The organism is Terriglobales bacterium (assembly GCA_035651995.1).
Lineage (GTDB): Bacteria > Acidobacteriota > Terriglobia > Terriglobales > Acidobacteriaceae > DASRER01.
On sequence record DASRER010000038.1, the window covers coordinates 75,324 to 91,973 of the forward strand.

Genomic DNA, 16,650 nt, shown 5'->3' on the forward strand with positions numbered 1-16,650 from the left:
GCATTTCGCATCCGCCTCCTGGAGACGTCGCTTGCTACGTCTCGGGCAGCCGCTCTTCCCCATACAGCCGCGCGGTGTGCCGCACCGCCGAAATCGCGGTTGTCGCCAGCAGCCCGGCTGCGGCGATCGCGCCGGCAAAATCGTAGAGCTGCCAGCGATGTCCGAGCAGCGCCACTTCGGGCCGCCCGAGCAGCGCAAAGTTTCCCGCGATCAGCAGCAGTCGCATTTCGGTCGGCCCAATCCGCCAGAAGGAAATGCGGAACGCGCCGAAGACATACGTCGCCAGGTAGACCTCAATCGAGATCATGAAGAACGCCGCCAACACCGCCAGCGCGACCACCGGATGCATGGTTCCGGAAACCGCCAGCCCGCCCAGCAGCGCGGCGGCCCCGAATGCGTCTACGATGTGGTCCACGTAGAACCCATACCGCGGGCGCTGCCGCTCGCGCACCCGCGCCAGCGTGCCGTCCAGGCTGTCGCCGAACCAGTTCACCGCCAAGAAGAAGTTGGCCCCGATCAGCGCGTTCGGCCACCAGCGCGACAAGGCGCAGCACACGCCGCAAAGCAACATCGCCGCCGACCCGAGCGCCGTCAGATGGTCCGAGTTCACCCAGCGCGGCATGCGGCGCGCCATCCACACCAGCGCCCGCTTCTCCACCCCAGCCAGCAGGCTGCCGTGCACGCGTGTCGCCGCCTGGAACTCCGCTGCTCCGCCCGACGCCGGCCTCTTCCCTCGCCTGTCGATTTCCCGAATCGTCTCCGCCAGCGACATGTCCGCCTCCGTGGACCAATCTGACGCCCTCGGCCGGCTCGCGGCAATGCACCGGTGCTCAATTGCGGCTCAATCGCTAAATCGCATGGAGTGTTAGGGATACGTGCTGGGCTAACTAGGTCCTGCAGCGGTCTTCTTCCCCCTCGCTGCAGGAAGGGGCCTATAGCGCGGTCACGCGCCGCTGCAGCTCGCGCGCGATCTGCCCGGGATCGGTTTCCGGGCTGAAGTGCACCGGCACGCCGATCTTCACGCGCACCGTGCCGGGTTTCGCCCAATGCTTTCCGGCGGCGGCCAGTTCGTGCAGTCCTTCAATCTTCATTGGGAGCACCGGCAGCCCCAGCCGGTTCGCCAGCAGGCCGATGCCGCTGCGGAACGCCGCCATCTCGCCCGTCCTGCTGCGCACGCCTTCGGGAAACACGACCACGCTGTAGCCGCGGTCCACCGAGTCGCCGGCGAAGGCAAAGCTCTGCCGGAACCCGCTCTGCTGCGGCAGCGGGAACACGTTGAACAGCCCTGTGACCAGCCAGTAGTCGAGCCGGTCCAGCCATCGCCGGAACCAGCCGACGCCCCTGGCCGGATGCCGCAGCGCCCGCACCTGTTCACCGGCCATCGCCACCGCCAGCCGAGTGCGATAGCGCGCTGGCAGCGCCGCCATCAGGAAGCCGATGTCGATGTAGGTCAGGTGATTGCTCACCATCAGCATGGGCGCCTTCATGCCGCGCAGGTTCTCGCGCCCGGTAACCCGCGGACGCGCCATGATCATGGTGTACGGATAAGTAAGCGCGTAGTACACCAGCGGACGTATCCACGTCATGGGCCAGCGCTGCGCCCAGCGTGGAAACACGTAGCCTCGCGCCGGCTCGGTTGGCTCGGCCCCGCGCAGGGCCTCGCCGGCGGGCGCCTCAGCCTGGCTCGCGCCGTGCAGCACCTGCTCCAGTTCGCGCACCGTTGTTGCGGCTGAGAACTGCGCTTCATCGAGGTCGATCTGGTAGCGGTCCTCCAGCGCGCTCATCAATTCCACGCGATCGATCGAGTTCAGCCCCAGGTCCGTTTCCAGCCGCGCATCGGGATTCAGTTCGCCCGCCGGACGCCGCGTGATCCGCGCAATGATTTCCGCCAGCGTGCCGGCTGCGGCCGGCGCGCCACCGCCCGCGCCGAGCTGCCGCTGGACCGCGTCCTGGATCACGTTCGTCCGCGGCTTCTGCGTGGGCGTGCGGGGAAAATCTTCCTCCGGCCATACGTACCATCTCCGCATGTGCTGGAACTCGGCCAGCCGCGCATTGGCGCGCTTCACCACGTCATCGGCCGCCGCTTCATCGCGCAGCAGCAGCACCGCCACCGGCTCGGCGTTTCCGCCGCGCGCCAGGCCAACCACCACCGCGTCGCGCACTTCTTTCTGCTCGCGCAGCGCCTGCTCCAGGTCCTCCGGATGAACATTCAGGCCCTCCGGCGTGACGATCACGTTCTTGCGCCGGCCCTTGAAGTAGAGGTTCCCCTCGGCATCGAGCGCGCCCAGGTCGCCGGTGCGAAACCAGCCCTCTTCGCCCAGCACGGGTTTGAGTTCGCGCCCCTGCCAGTATCCGCTGGCGATATTTTCCCCGCGCACCAGGATTTCGCCGGTCGCCTCATCCAGTTTCAGTTCGCGCCCGGGCAGCACCTTGCCGATCGAGCGCCGGCCCATCTTGAACGGATGCTGCACGCTGATCAGCGACGTCGTCTCGGTGAGGCCGTATCCCTGCACCGCCCCGTACCCGAGGAGCCGCCAGAACTCGGCGGTCGCCGCATCCAGCGCCGCGCCGCCCGAGATGAACGCCCAGAACTTCCATCCGAACATGCGATGAATCCGGCGGAAGCGCCACCAGCGCCACAGGAATTTTTCCTTGTCGGCGGCCTCCAGGTTCCGCGCCAGCCATTCGGCGCGGCCCTGGCTCTGCGCGTCGCGCTCCAGCTTGTCTTTGAGCGCGTCCAGCAGGCGCGGCACCGTCACCACCGCCGACACGCGCTCGCGCTTCACCGTGCGCACCACCTCGCCCGGGTTGAGGTTCTCTTCGAAGATCACCGTGCCGCCGATCAGTTGTGGAATGAAGATCCCGAGGAACTGTCCGAAGACGTGGCTGAGCGGCAGCAGGTTCAGGAAGCGAATGGGATGGAACCAGCGCTCCCACTTCCGGTATTTCGCGATCTCTCCTTCGAATGGGACGAGGTTCGCCAGGATGTTGCGGTGCGAGATCACCACGCCCTTCGGATCAGCCGTGGTTCCCGACGTGAAAACAATTTCGACCGTGTCGGCCGGCTCCGCTCGTGCGGCGAGCGGACCGGCCGAACGCGACGCCACAACATCGCGCAGCGACTCCAGGGGGACCACCGGGACGTTCGCGCCCACCAGCAGCGGCGCCTGCTCGCGGCCGGCGACCGCGAGCTTCGCGTCCACTTGCTCAGCCACGCGCCGCGCAAAATCGGGCGCGGCAATGCGGTCCATCGGAACGGCCACGGCGCCGCGCGCCGCGCATCCGAAGAAGGCCGCCACCCACTCAGCGCAGTTCGGACCCCAAATCAGCACGCGCTCGCCCGGCGCCACGCCGCGCGCGTCGAGCTCACGCGCAAAGCGATATGCGGTGGCCGCCACGTCGCCGTAGGACCACCGCTGATGGCGGTAGCCGCGGCGCTGCACGTAGGCGGTCTCCGCTCCCAGCTGGCGGAAAGTCTCCAGGTACTCGGTGATGGAGTTGCGCTCGGTAGCCAACGCTAGAGTTTCCCATCTGCCGCGTGTTTTGCGAAGCGCTTCCGCGCCGGCCCCGGCCCGGACAACAAATCTTGCTTCCAGTTCCTCTAAACTAGCTGGTCGCGCACGCCTTACGGACCGGGAGCGCCGCAATGCCCAATTGGAAGAAAGCCTTGCTGGTGGGATCGTTTGCCGCCGGCGCCCTGCTGGCCCTTCGCGGCTATCGGCGCGCCTCGCTCGCCGCCGCCGGAGTCGGCGCCGCCGTCCTTGCTTCCCAATATCCGGACGAAATCCGCGACCTGTGGGACCGCGCCCCCGAACTCCTCGAGCGCGGCGCGCGCATCGCCGCCGTCGTCGCTGCCATCCGCAATCGCTGCCGCGATCGCGAAGTGGAGGACTACGAAGCCGCCATGCTCGGCGCCTAGGCCCTATTGTCCCTTCTTCTTGCCCGGCAGCCCGGTGGGGCTGTCGTGCGTGCGCTCACGATACTTCCCGCGCATGGCGCCGCCCAGCGACACCGCGTCTTCGCCAAACTTGTCGCGCAGCCGGTCGGCCGCGCTCAGCGCCTGCTGCCAGCGCTCGGCCTTCGCCGCATCGAGCAGCGACATCTGCCCTGCCTTCTCCTCCAAACCCGCCGCCTGCACTCCCAGCAGCCTGACCGCGGCGCCGCGCTTCCAGTTCCGCCGCAGCAGGTCGCGCATGACCCCGGCAATCTCCACGTCGAGCTGGGTCGATTCGGTCAGCGTCCGGGCGCGCGTGATCGTGGAAAAATCCGAGTAGCGCAGCTTGAGCTGCAGCGTCCGCGCGTGCAAGCGCCCCTCGCGCAACCTGCGTCCCACCTGCTCGCTCAGCCGCGCCAGCGTCGCTTCGAGCCGCGACACATCCGCCGTATCTTCGTTGTAAGTGTGCTCGTGGCTGATGGACTTTGGCCCCTCGCCCTCGCCCACCGGCGCGTCGAACCATCCGCCGGCGTCTTCGCCGCGCGCCTTGCCGGCCAGCGCAAGGCCCCACTTTCCGAAGCGTTCTTCGAGGAACGCGGCATCCAGCTTCGCCAGGTCGCCGATCTTGCGAATGCCGAGCGCGTTCAGCTCCGCTTCCATCACTTTGCCTACGCCCGGAATCTTGCGGACATCGAGCGGCGCCAGCAGCTCCGCTTCGTGTCCCGGCAACGCCAGCAGCACGCCGTTCGGCTTCGCCAGGTCAGAGCAGATCTTGGCCACCAGGCGCGACCGTGCCATCCCAATCGAGCAATTCAGCTTCGTCTCAGCGTGCAGGTCCTGATGCAGCGCGTGCGCCGCTCGCAGCGGCGGCCCGTGCAGCCGCTCGGTGCCCGTCAGGTCGACGTAGGCTTCGTCGATCGACGCCATTTCCAGCTTGGGAGAGAACCGCTGCAACACCGCGTGCACCCGGTGCGAATACTCGCGGTAGCGCTCCGGATGTCCCTCCACGAAGATCGCATGCGGACACGCGCGCGCCGCCCAGCGCAGCGGCATGGCCGAATGCACGCCGAACTTGCGCGCCTCGTACGACGCCGCCGCCACCACGCCCCGCTCGTTCGGCCGTCCGCCCACCACGACGGCCTTCCCTTTCAGCGAGGGATCGAACAGCTCCTCCACCGAGACGTAGAAGGCGTCCATGTCGACATGCGCGATCATGGCAGATGCCCATTATGCGCCTCGACCCGAACCTCGGGCTCGTGACCGCTCACACCGGCGCGCGCCCCGGTCGGACAGCCTCGGGGCCAGGCATGCCGCGATTGCTATAATTAACGTGTACCCGCCGCGAACGCGCGCCCGTAGCTCAGCTGGATAGAGCGATTGCCTCCGGAGCAATAGGTCGGGAGTTCGAATCTCTCCGGGCGCGCCATTCCTCCAATCACTGCGATTGTTCCGCTTTCGAGTGTGACACGATCGGAAGTGTGACCGTGTGTCCTGGCGCGTCTTCGATTGCGGCCTTGTCTCCTTTGATCTTGATCGCGACCAGGCGCCCCTGCTGCAGCGTTTTCTCCAGATTGGCCTCCCAGGTGTCAACCCCGAGAACGTAAATCTTGTCTCCAACTCTAACGGTTGGGTTAGGGCCGCGCTGTTCCGGTGACGCACCGGTCTCCGTGGCGGTCATCGCTGCCCGAGTTTCATCTACTTTCGGGCTGCTCACGACCTTCCCAGTTTCAAAATCAAATGCGCGCTGCCGCTGCTGCGGTTGTTGCTCCTGCTGTTGCTGCTGTGCTGCCAGCAAGGCCGTAAGTAGGACGACAACCGCTACGCAAGACAATGGCTTGATGGACGTCATGGCGAACCTCAACGAAGAAGTGTGTCGAAAAGCGCCCAGGCGGCGACTATGCATTTCGACGCAGGAACGCGGGCGGTGCAAGCAGGGGACCTGCGGGGCCGGAATACCCAGGAAACTACGGGCCTTTCGCCGGCCCCGCCCGGCCATGAATTGGCTGCTACTTTTGCGCCTCGAACCGGTAGCCGGCGCCGCGCACCGTCTTCAGATATCGCGGGCTCTCCGGATCGCGCTCGATCTTCTCGCGCAGCTTGCGCACGTAGACGTCCACCGAGCGGGGCGTTACGTACTGCGTGTCGCGCCAGACGGCGTCGAGCAGTTGGTCGCGGCTGAACACCTGCCCCGGATGGCGGGCGAAGTAATCGAGCAGGCGAAATTCGGTCGCCGTGGTGGTCACTGCGCGTCCTCGCACCTGCAGCGTCATCGCCCCCGAGTCGATTTCCAGGTCTCCCGTCTTCATCAGCGCCGGCGTCAGCGGACGCTCGAATCGCCGCAGCACCGCCTTCACGCGCGCCACCAGTTCCCGCGGACTGAAGGGCTTGGTGATGTAGTCGTCCGCGCCCAGTTCGAGCCCCGACACGCGGTCGGCCTCCGAGGCGCGCGCCGTCAGAAAGATCACCGGCGTGGAAGAGAGCGCGCGGTTCTGCCGAATGTGGCGGCACAGGTCGAGCCCGTCGCCGCCGGGCAGCATGATGTCGAGCAGGAACAGCGCAGGCCGGTTGCGCTCCGCTTCGCCAATCACTCCCATGGCGCGCGAGAAAACCTGCGCTTTGTAGCCGGAGAGGGAAAGGTGATGCTGCACCAGGCGCGAGATATCAGGGTCGTCCTCGACGACGAAGATTGTCAGGGGCGGCTTCACGGGCTCGTATTTCTTCATCAGTCTAGCCGCCGAATATTAAGGAGAGATGAACGTCGGTCGTGGTTCGGGCCGCCCGGGCGCCTCACTCAGGCCGGCTTTCGGCGTGAGCGGGCCAAACCAGCTACCGTCCCGCCAGCACCGCCGCAGCGTTGTTGACCGGCAGGCCCTCCTTCTGCCACGCGTCAAATCCGCCGCACACGTTGATGACGCGCTCGAACCCGGCGCGCTCCAGCAAACTCGCCGCGATGATCGAGCGGTAACCGCTCTTGCAGTGCACCGCCACCGGCCGATGCCGGTCCAGCGCGGGCAGGCCCGCGGAGAACACGTCGAGCGCGCGCCAGTGCGCTCCCGGGATGTGTCCCGCCTGCCACTCCGCCTCGCGCCGCACATCCAGCACTTGAAGCCGCCGGTCGCGCTGCATGCGCGCGTTCAGTTCGGCGGCGGTGATCTGTTCGACGCACGCCACCGGGAGTCCCGCCGCGCGCCAGCCCTCCACGCCGTTTTCCACGTATCCCAGCACCAGCTCGATGCCCACGCGGGAAAGCCGCATGCGCGCTTCACTGGCGCGCGCCTCATCCGCCGCCACCAGCACCACGCGCGTCTCGATGCCCAGCACCGTACCCGCCCACGACGCGAACTGCCCCGAGAGCCCGATGTTCAGCGAGCCGGGAATGTGAGCGGCGGCAAAGTCTTCGGCCGGGCGCACATCGAGCACCACCGCGCCCTCCTGCTCCAGCGTTGTGACGCGCTTTGCCGGGACCGGCTCCAGCGGCGGCAACTCGGCCAATGCTCCCGCGCCGGCACGATTGATGGCGGCGTCTTTGGCGAAGTATGCCGGACGCGGCGGCAACTGCTCCGTCGTCAGCCGCACGAACTCGTCGCGCGTCTTGATCTGCAGCGCCGCGTTGGTCAGCCGCTCCCTGCCGATGGTGGAAAACTTGTCGGCGCGCATGTTGCGCCCGCAGAGCGACCCCGCTCCGTGCGCCGGATACACCAGCGTCGAGTCAGGCAAACTGAGCAGCTTGCCGTGCAGGCTGTCATACAGCATGCCCGCCAGCTGTTGCGGCGTGTGCGTGGGCGAAAGATCGGGCCGCCCAACGTCGCCGATGAACAGCGTGTCGCCGGTAAACACCGCCCACGGCGCGTCGCCCGCCGGCTTTCCGTCAGGCAGTTCGCGGTCCGGATCGGTCGCCACCAGGCAAAGACTCTCCGGCGTGTGTCCGGGTGTGGCCAGCGCGCGCAAATTCAAGCGCCCGACTCGCAGCTCGAAGCCGTCGTCCACGTCCACGTGCGGAAACTCCGCGCCGGCCGCCCGGCCAATGTAGATCTTCGCCCCGGTGCGCTCGGCCAGCTCGCGATGCCCGGAGACAAAGTCGGCATGCAGGTGTGTTTCGAAGATGTGCGCGATCTTGAGGCGGTGCTCGGCGGCGGCCTCCAGGTAAATCTCCACGTCGCGCTGCGGATCGATCACCACCGCCACGCCATCGGAGCCGAGCATGTAGGAGGCGTGCGAGAGGCACGCCAGATAGAACTGTTCGAAGTACATCCGCTTACCCCCGCAAACGGTCGTAACTTCGTTTTTCCCGGACGCGGCTCACCCTTCGAGCTTCGCGTCCATGGTGATCTTTGCGTTCAGCAGCCGCGAGACCGGACAGCCCGTCTCGGCCTTGCCTGCGAGCTCCTGGAACTTGGCGTTGTCGATGCCGGGAACACGGGCGCGCACATCCAGGTGCGACCGCGTCACCGTCCATCCCGCATCGAGCTTCTCGAATGTTACCGTGGCTTCGGTGGCCAGGCTCTCGGCCTTGTGACCGGCGTTCTCCAGTTGCGCCGAGAGCGCCATCGTGAAGCATCCCGCGTGCGCTGCCGCCACCAGCTCCTCGGGATTGGTGCCCGCGCCCGACTCGAAGCGCGACGTGAAGCCGTACTGGGTGTCTTTCAGCACGCCGCTGCCGGTTGAAATCGTTCCCTTGCCGTCCTTCAGGCCGCCATTCCACTTCGCGCTTGCCTTGCGTTGCATCGTCTGCGTCCTCGCCTGGGATGAGTAACCCGTCATTGTAAACGAGCGGTGCTTTCGGCGCGCCCCAGTTTCACATCGCTCAAACGGCGAGGCTGCGCTTACCTGCCTGTGCCGCTCACTTCTCCACTTGGCTTCGCGAAACGTGAAACGGGAAACGTGAAACGGTTTTTTGCTTTTCTGATATGCTCGCGCCGGCGCCGTGTCCATCGGCGTCAACCTGCTCAACGGAGACCGTAATTGTCAGCCGCCACACCACCGGTAGCAGCGCCAGCATCCGCCCCCGCAGCCGGCTCGACCGTCCCCACCGACGCCATCGTGACGGCCATGGTGAACCACCACAAGGGCATCAGCGACCTGATTTTTTCTCCCGGCCGCCCGCCCCAGGTCGAAGTCAGCGGACATCTGGAGGGCGTCGAAATTCCAGGCGTCGGCACGCTTTCCGCCGCCGACACCGAGCGCGTCGCCAACGACCTGATCGGGCAGAACAACATCGCCCGCCAGCAGCTTCGCGAAGAGGGCTCCTGCGACATCTCCTACAGTGTGACCGGCGTCGCCCGCTTCCGCGTCAACATCTTCCGCCAGCGCACTTCGCACGCCATCGTGATGCGCGTCATCCCCAACAAGATCCCCACGTTCGAGGAGCTGCGCCTCCCTCCCGTCCTCGCGGAGATCGCCGAGCTGAAAAACGGTGTTGTGCTGGTGACCGGGCCGACCGGCTCCGGCAAGTCGTCCACGCTCGCCGCCATCATTGACCTCATCAACCAGAACAAGGCCGAGCACATCATCACGATCGAGGACCCGATCGAGTTCCTCCACCGTCACAAGAAGGCCACCATTCACCAGCGCGAGCTGCACAACGACACGCCCAACTTCGCGCTCGCGCTCCGCGCCGCCCTGCGCCAGGCGCCCAAGGTGATCCTGGTCGGCGAGATGCGCGACCGCGAGACCATCGAGATCGCGCTCACCGCCGCCGAGACCGGCCACCTCGTCTTTTCCACACTGCACACCATCGACGCGTCGAAAACGGTGGAGCGCATCATCGGCGCCTTCCCCATGTCGGACCAGCACGTCATCCGCCGCCGCCTCGCCGCCGCCATGCGCTTCTTCGTCTCGCAGCGCCTCCTGCCGAAAATCGGCGGCGGACGCATTGCCGCCGTCGAAATTCTCAAGGGCACCATGCGCACCAAGGATTACGTGGAAAAAGGCGAAAGCGAGGGCAAAACGCTGCTCGACGCCATGCGCGACGGCGGACTCGACGGCATGCAGGACTTCGACACCGTCATCGAGCACTTCATCCGCGAAGGCCTGGTGGAAATGGAAACCGGTCTGCTCTACTCCACCAACGCCGGCAATCTCCGCCTCGCCCTGGCCGACTACGCCGAAGAACGCCGCCAGTCACAGCCTGAGAAAAACGGCGAGTTCGAAATCGAGCGCTGAAAAACAAACTTGCCACGCATGAAGCCCGGTTCACGCAGGTCGAGAAAGGTCCGTGCCCGTTACCTGAACATCACGCAGGCCAATCCTCGTCATCCGCGGTGTGGTCCTTACTTCCTCTTCACCACGCGCCGCGCCGCCTCGGCGATATAGGGCGCCGTCAGGCCGTACTTCTCCATCAGCTGCTCCGGCGTGCCTGACTCGGCATACGTGTTGTTGATGCCCACGAACTCCATCGGCACCGGGCGCGACCTGCCCACGGCGGCGGCCACGCGCGAGCCCAGCCCGCCGTCGAGCACGTGCTCCTCTGCGCAGACAATCGCGCCGCACTCGCGCGCCGCCAGCTCCACCGCCGCTTCGTCCAGCGGCTTCAATGTGTGCATGTCGATCACGCGCGCGGCAATGCCCTCGGCCTCGAGTTCCGCCTGCGCCTGCAGCGAATACCCGACCTCGAACCCGCACGCAATGATGGCAACGTCGCGCCCGCTGCCGTGCACTTTCGCTTTGCCGATCTCGAACGTGTCGCTCGCGCCGTAGATGATCGGCGCCTTGGCCCGCCCCGTGCGCATGAAGCACGGGCCGTCGTGCTCGGCCATGCGGTGCACCAGCGCGCGCGCCGCAAACTCATCGGCTGGCGAGAGCACCACGAATCCCGGCAGGGCGCACATCAGCGCGTAGTCTTCAATCGCCATCTGGCTGGGGCCGTCTTCGCCGATCGAAATGCCGCCGTGCGATCCGCAGAACTTGGCGTTCGTACGCGGATACGCCGCGCCCACGCGCAGCTGGTCGTAGCCCTTGTCGCAAAGAAACACCGCGAACGACGAAGCGAACGGCAGCTTGCCGCTCAGCGCCAGCCCGCAGGCGATTCCGACCAGGTTCGCCTCGGCGATTCCCACGGTGAAGAAACGCTCCGGAAATTCCTTGTGGAACTTGTTCGACATCGTGGACTTCGACAGGTCGGCGTCGAGCACGACCATGTTCTTGTTCGCGCGGCCCAGCTCCACCAGGGCCTGTCCGTAGGCTTCGCGTGTGGCCGCGCCCATCTTCAACTCAAGCTTCGCCGGTGTTGTGCTCATAATTTGATCGCCGGACTGCCGAATTGCCGGACTGCGGAATGGAAAACCGCTGGGCCGGCGCCGTCAATTCGGCGATTCCGCGCTTCGGCAATTCCGCAATTCACTGCAGCTCCTTCAACTGCGCTTCCAGCTCCTTCACCGCCGCCGTCACCTGCTCCGGCTTGGGCGCCACACCATGCCACTCCGGATTGTTCTCCATGAACGACACGCCCTTGCCCTTCACCGTGTGCGCCACCACCGCCGTCGGCTTGCCGCTCTTGCCGCTGCGCGCCTCGCTCAGCGCGCTGATGCACTGCTCCAGGTCATGCCCATCGATTTCGATCACCTGCCAGTTGAAGGCCTTGAACTTGTCCACTACCGGCGCGATGTCGAGGATGTCTTTCAGGAACCCGTCGAGCTGCTGCCGGTTGTAATCGAGGATGCAAGTCAGGTTGGCGAGCTTGTGGAAGCCGCCGTACATCAGCGCCTCCCAGTTCTGTCCTTCCTGGAACTCGCCATCGCCGATCATCACGAACGTGTGGTAATCGAGCGCATCCAGCCGCGCCGCCAGCGCCATGCCGATGCCGAAGCTCAGCCCGTTTCCCAGCGAGCCGGTCGACGCCTCCAAAACCGGCAGAAAGCGCCGGTCCGGATGCCCTTGCAGCGGCGAACCCAGCTTGCGAAGCGTGGGATACAGCGCGCGGTCCATGTATCCGGTCTCCCCCAGCGCGACGTACAGCGCCGGGCATGCGTGTCCTTTGCTGAGGACGAACCGGTCGCGGTCGCGCCACTTCGGGTTTGCCGGATCGTGCCGCATCACCTTGAAGTAGAGCGCCACCAGCAGCTCGATTTCGCTCAGCGACCCGCCCGGATGCCCCGAGCCGGCCGCGCCGATCATCTTGATGGTCTCGATGCGCATGCGCGTGGCAATGCGCTTCAACTCGGTCAGCGACCTGGTTTGCGTGTCCACCGTGGTCATGCGTGCGCTTTTTCTCCTCGGGGAATGCCGGATTCAGGCTTTTCCGATTGCGGCTGCGGCCGCGGCGTGCTGGCCCGCGGCGCCGGAACTTCCAGCCCGGCATCGCGGCGCGCGCGGCGCACAATGTAGCGTCCGCGCCCGGCCAGGAAGCGGGCCACGTCCGCCGCCACCTGCTTGGCCAGGATGCGCTCTTCTTCGCCGAAGCCGCCAAGCTGGTCGCTCTCCAGGTCCAAAACGCCGAAAACCTGCGTCCCGAGCCGGATCGGCGCAACCAACTCCGACTTCACCTCGGCGAAACACTGCACGTAGGTTGCATCGCGGCTCACGTCCGCACTGACCTTCAGCGCGCCCGAAGCTGCCGCCGTTCCTACGTTCCCGTGACCGAGCTCCATGGCACTGCACGATGTCTGCGGCCCGGCGGCGGCGTACCTCACCGCCTTGTCGCCCAGCACCAGGAAGATCCCAACCCAGAAGTAATGCCGCGACTGGTGCAGGATCTCGGCCACCTGTTCCAGCGCCGAAGGCCCCAACGACGTGGGCGAAGCTGCGTCCAGCGCCTGCCGTGCGCGTGCTGCGACTTCGCGAGTGGAACGATAAGTTTTCACGGGCGAATCCTGGTGAGGGGAACAAGGGCAAGTCTATCTGCGCACCCGGCAGGGGTCAATGTGACTGCGGACCATTGCTTGCAATCCGCGTTCATCGTAGGTCCGCAATGGACCGTTGCTTTTCGCTTGAAACTTGAAACCCGAAACTTGAAACTGCCTCCATGGGCCGCATCCACGTGCTTTCCGAGACGGTCGCCAACAAGATCGCCGCCGGCGAAGTCGTCGAGCGCCCCGCTTCGGTCGTCAAAGAGCTGCTGGAAAACTCGCTCGACGCCGGCGCCACCCGCGTCCGCGTGCAGGTCGAGGCCGGCGGCAAACGGCTCATCCAGGTCACCGACAACGGCAGCGGCATGCTGCGCGACGACGCCCTGCTCGCCTTCGAGCGCCACGCCACGTCCAAAATCAAGAACGCCGACGACCTGCTCGGCATCTCCACGCTCGGCTTCCGCGGCGAGGCCCTGCCCTCCATCGCATCGGTCTCGCGCCTGCGCCTGGAAACCCGCGCGCCCGAGGAGCCCTCCGGCAGCATCGTCGAGATCGCCGGCGGAAAAATCCTGCGCGTCGAGGAAGCCGGTTTGCCCCAAGGCACGGCCATCACCGTCCGCGACCTCTTCTTTAATATCCCCGCGCGGCGCAAATTCCTGAAGGCGGAGACGACCGAGCTTTCGCACATCGCCTCGCTGGTCACGCACTACTCGCTGGCCCATCCGGAGAAGCACTTCGAGCTGCACTCCACCACCGGCGCCATGCTCGTCGCCGCGCCCGTCGCCTCGCACGCCGAGCGCATCTACCAGATCTTCGGCAAAGACACGCTCGACTCGCTCCTGCCCATCGCCGCCGCGCGCCCCATCGAGCATTCGGGACTGCCCGCGCCGCCGCCCTGGGCAACAGAAAAACAGCGCGCCGCCTGCGAAGCCGCAACCGGCCTCAGTCGCCGCGAAGACGCCGATCCGGAAGACGACGCGCCCGCCGGCTCGCGCTCTCCCGGCGACATTCGCCTGCACGGCTTCGCCTCGAAGCCTGCGATCCAGAAGCTCAACCGGAATTCCATCTTCGTCTTCGTCAATGGACGCCTCATCCGCGACCGCCTCATCCAGCACGCGCTGACCGAGGCCTATCGCAACATCCTGCCGCCCACCGTTTTTCCCGTCGTGCTGCTCTTCCTCGAGCTGCCCAACAGCGAAGTGGACGCCAACGTCCACCCCGCCAAGACCGAAGTCCGCTTCCGCCAGCAGAACTTCGTGCACGACTTCGTGCGCGACGCCGTGCGCGACACGCTCATGAAGGCCCGGCCGGTGCCGCACTTCACCAGCGAGATCCGCGCGCATCCCACCGCCTCGCAGGCGCTCAGCCCCGGCGCCCTCCCGCCTTCGGGCTTTTCTTCGGCGGGAGAAGGCGGCTTCGCGCTGCGTCCGCCTGGGCCGCCTCCGATGTCGCAGCGCTTCTCTTTCGACGCCGGGACCGCCATCGCCGTCGCGGCCGACGCCTCGCGCGCCGTCGCCACCGTGGACTTTGCCGCGCCCCTCGCCGCCGGCGATCCTGCCGCCGGCGATCCTGCCGCCGTCACCGCCGCCTTCCCTGCCGAAGCCCACGGCTGCGCGCCGGAAATTGCGCCCGCGCCTGAAGCCGATGTCGAACCCGCTCCCGACGCGCTCGCCCTCGCCACGCTCAAGCCGCTGGGCCAGGTTCGCGATTCGTTCATTCTCGCGGTGAACGCCGGCGGCCTGTGGATCATCGACCAGCACGTCGCCCACGAGCGCGTGCTCTTCGAGCGCATCCTGCGGCAGCGCGCCGCCGCCCGCGTCGAGTCGCAGCAGATGCTCATGCCGCTCGTCATCGAGCTCACGCCGGGACAGCAGGCCGTCTTCGCCGAACTTTCCGGCGAACTCCAGCTCAACGGCTTCGACGTGGAGCCCTTCGGCGCCCGCACCGTCGCCATCAAGACCGCGCCCGCCGGCGTCGACGCCGCCCAGGTCGAGCGCATGCTCCACGAATTGCTCGACCAGTTCTATCGCGAGGACCAGGCGCTCAACCTGGAGAAGGCGCGCGCCCGCATCGCGGCTTCCATCGCCTGCCACGCCGCCATCAAGGTCAACATGCCGCTCGAGCAGCAGAAAATGGAGTGGCTGCTCTCCGAACTCGCCAAAACCGAGTGCCCCATGAGCTGCCCGCACGGCCGGCCCGTCGTGCTCCGCTATTCGCTCAAGGACATTCAGCGCGCGTTCAAGAGGATCTAGTCTCTCAGTCTGTCAGTCGGTCCGTCCGTCAGCCACTCCCCTTCAGAAGCGTTAGCTGACCGGCTGACAGACTGAGCGACAGACAGACTCTGATAACCTGACATCACCTTGCCCCACGACCTCCACAATCTTCGGCGGGAACGCTGGCGGCTGAACGGACGTCCGCTGTCCGGTTTCGACGACGCGCGCGAGTTCGTTGAGTCGGCAGGGCTGGTGCTCCTCGCGCCGGCATCGCCGCCCGTCGCGCTGCCGACCATGGTTGGCGCAACGCTTGGCGGCGACGCCCAACTCCCCGACGCGCGCCGCCTACCGACCGACCCTCGCGGACAGCAGGCCCGCGCCCTGGCCGACGAACTGGTGCGCCGCAAGGCCGCCGTCGAATCCAACATTTTCCCCGACAACGGCGTGCTGGTCGCGCCCTCGCTCTTCCCCTACTTCTACACGCTGCTGGCTGACCGCGAAGGCGGCGCGCGCCGCGAGCCGCTCTCGCGCCTTGCCGATGCCGCCGGCAAGCTGCTGGAGCGCGAAGGGCCGCTCACGACCGCGCAGCTGCGGGAAAAACTCGGCGCCGAGGTCTCCACCGCCGCGGTAGACCGCGCCATGACCGAATTGTGGACACGCCTCCGCGCGCTTCGCATCGGCCGCGCCGCCGACGGCGCGCTCTGGGAGACGCCGCAGCGCTGGCTGCCCGAGGGAACTCGCCAGGGCGCGCACACCTCGGCTGGCGTGGCGCTGTCCGCGCTCATCTCGCGTTATCTCGATAGCGCCGTCGCGGCCGAGCAATCGGAACTGGAAGACGTCTTCTCGCGCTTCGCGCCGCGCTCGCGCGTCCGCGAGAGCGTGAACGCGCTGCTGGCTGCGCGCGAACTCAGCCTGCGCAATCTGGGCAAGCACACGCTGCTGGAGATCACGCCCGCGCGCACCGCGCCCTCGCTCGAGCGCCGGCCGGCGAAGGAAAGGCCGCCACGACGCGCATGAGCCCGACCCGTCGCCGTCTTGTCATCGCCATCGACGGGCCCGCGGGAGCGGGCAAGAGCACCATCGCCGCCCATCTCGCGCGCCGCCTCGGCTACCTCAACATCGAAACCGGCGCCATGTACCGCGCGCTCGCCCTCAAGGCGCTCGAAACCGGCGCCTCGGTTGACGACGGCGCCGCTCTCCAGGCCCTCGCCAAAAATTCCGACATCAAGCTCGTCCCCGCGCCCGAAGGCAACCGCGTCCTGCTCGACGGCCGCGATGTCTCCGCGCGCGTGCGCGAGCCCGACGTCACGGCCGCCGCCTCGCGCGTCTCCATGCATCCCGGTGTGCGCGCCTGGATGGTCGCGCGCCAGCGCGAACTCGGCGCCCAGGGCGGCGTCGTCATGGAAGGCCGCGACATCGGCACGAAAGTTTTCCCCGACGCCGACGTGAAAATCTTCCTCGACGCCCACCCGGAAGTCCGCACCGAACGCCGCGTGGTCCAGCAGCGCAACGCGGGCAAGACCGTTTCGCCCGACGCGGTCGCCGCCGAACTCCTCGAACGCGACCGCCGCGACGCCACCCGCTCGGTCTCGCCTCTGCTTGCCGCTCCCGACGCACACGTCATCGACTCCACCCGGCTGACCGTCGAGCAAGTGATCGCCGAGGCGGAGCGCATCGTGGGTAAAGCGGTGGATAGTGGATAGCGAAAAGGTCAGCCCCG

Annotated in this window: 15 protein-coding genes and 1 tRNA gene; 6 read left to right on the plus strand and 10 right to left on the minus strand. The window is 66.8% G+C overall.

Annotation, left to right across the window (positions count from 1 at the left end):
• Positions 1-34: 34 nt before the first annotated feature.
• Together VFA60_13030 and VFA60_13035 are read right to left on the minus strand one after the other, a co-directional pair.
• Entirely contained in the window at positions 35-772 is a 738-nt protein-coding gene (locus VFA60_13030) for a CDP-alcohol phosphatidyltransferase family protein (protein HZQ92712.1), read from the minus strand.
• 160 nt (positions 773-932) lie between these two features.
• On the minus strand, positions 933-3,515 hold the full coding sequence (locus VFA60_13035; GenBank protein HZQ92713.1) for an AMP-binding protein: 2,583 nt from the start codon (positions 3,513-3,515) through the stop codon (positions 933-935).
• Between the two features lie 131 nt (positions 3,516-3,646).
• Here VFA60_13035 and VFA60_13040 point away from each other — a divergent pair, with 131 nt between their 5' ends.
• Entirely contained in the window at positions 3,647-3,919 is a 273-nt protein-coding gene (locus VFA60_13040; GenBank protein ID HZQ92714.1) for a hypothetical protein, read from the plus strand.
• A 3-nt stretch (positions 3,920-3,922) separates the two neighbouring features.
• Here the strand turns inward: VFA60_13040 and dinB are convergent, their stop codons facing one another.
• Complete coding sequence (gene dinB, locus VFA60_13045; GenBank protein ID HZQ92715.1) at positions 3,923-5,149, minus strand: DNA polymerase IV; 1,227 nt, start codon at positions 5,147-5,149, stop codon at positions 3,923-3,925.
• Positions 5,150-5,283: 134 nt separating this feature from the next.
• On the opposite strand from dinB, the gene VFA60_13050 reads away from it, so the two are divergent.
• Positions 5,284-5,360, plus strand: a tRNA-Arg gene (locus VFA60_13050).
• 9 nt (positions 5,361-5,369) lie between these two features.
• Here VFA60_13050 and VFA60_13055 read toward each other — a convergent pair.
• The 4 genes from VFA60_13055 to VFA60_13070 form a co-directional block, all read right to left on the minus strand.
• Complete coding sequence (locus VFA60_13055) at positions 5,370-5,783, minus strand: hypothetical protein (GenBank protein ID HZQ92716.1); 414 nt, start codon at positions 5,781-5,783, stop codon at positions 5,370-5,372.
• A 157-nt stretch (positions 5,784-5,940) separates the two neighbouring features.
• Positions 5,941-6,657 (minus strand): response regulator transcription factor, encoded by a 717-nt coding sequence (locus VFA60_13060; protein ID HZQ92717.1) that lies wholly within the window; start codon positions 6,655-6,657, stop codon positions 5,941-5,943.
• Between the two features lie 103 nt (positions 6,658-6,760).
• Positions 6,761-8,185, minus strand: a complete 1,425-nt coding sequence (locus VFA60_13065) for an MBL fold metallo-hydrolase (GenBank protein HZQ92718.1) — start codon at positions 8,183-8,185, stop codon at positions 6,761-6,763.
• A 48-nt stretch (positions 8,186-8,233) separates the two neighbouring features.
• Positions 8,234-8,659, minus strand: coding sequence for an OsmC family protein (locus VFA60_13070; GenBank protein HZQ92719.1), 426 nt, complete (start codon positions 8,657-8,659; stop codon positions 8,234-8,236).
• Positions 8,660-8,896: 237 nt separating this feature from the next.
• Between VFA60_13070 and VFA60_13075 the strand changes: the two genes are divergently transcribed.
• Positions 8,897-10,096, plus strand: coding sequence for a PilT/PilU family type 4a pilus ATPase (locus VFA60_13075; GenBank protein HZQ92720.1), 1,200 nt, complete (start codon positions 8,897-8,899; stop codon positions 10,094-10,096).
• A gap of 107 nt (positions 10,097-10,203) precedes the next feature.
• Here VFA60_13075 and VFA60_13080 read toward each other — a convergent pair whose 3' ends face one another.
• The 3 genes from VFA60_13080 to VFA60_13090 form a co-directional block, all read right to left on the minus strand.
• Positions 10,204-11,169 (minus strand): transketolase C-terminal domain-containing protein, encoded by a 966-nt coding sequence (locus tag VFA60_13080; GenBank protein HZQ92721.1) that lies wholly within the window; start codon positions 11,167-11,169, stop codon positions 10,204-10,206.
• Between the two features lie 100 nt (positions 11,170-11,269).
• Positions 11,270-12,127: a transketolase gene (locus VFA60_13085; GenBank protein ID HZQ92722.1), complete on the minus strand. Its 858-nt coding sequence runs from the start codon at positions 12,125-12,127 to the stop codon at positions 11,270-11,272.
• Positions 12,124-12,732, minus strand: a complete 609-nt coding sequence (locus VFA60_13090) for a GAF domain-containing protein (protein HZQ92723.1) — start codon at positions 12,730-12,732, stop codon at positions 12,124-12,126. The genes VFA60_13085 and VFA60_13090 overlap by 4 nt, the downstream gene beginning before the upstream one ends.
• Positions 12,733-12,893: 161 nt before the next feature.
• Between VFA60_13090 and mutL the strand changes: the two genes are divergently transcribed.
• From mutL to cmk, 3 genes are all read left to right on the plus strand, one after another.
• Positions 12,894-14,969 (plus strand): DNA mismatch repair endonuclease MutL, encoded by a 2,076-nt coding sequence (gene mutL, locus VFA60_13095; protein HZQ92724.1) that lies wholly within the window; start codon positions 12,894-12,896, stop codon positions 14,967-14,969.
• Between the two features lie 108 nt (positions 14,970-15,077).
• Positions 15,078-15,947, plus strand: coding sequence for a hypothetical protein (locus VFA60_13100; protein HZQ92725.1), 870 nt, complete (start codon positions 15,078-15,080; stop codon positions 15,945-15,947).
• A complete protein-coding gene (gene cmk, locus VFA60_13105) occupies positions 15,944-16,633 on the plus strand; it encodes a (d)CMP kinase (GenBank protein ID HZQ92726.1) in 690 nt (229 codons plus the stop codon). The genes VFA60_13100 and cmk overlap by 4 nt, the downstream gene beginning before the upstream one ends.
• Positions 16,634-16,650: the final 17 nt, after the last annotated feature.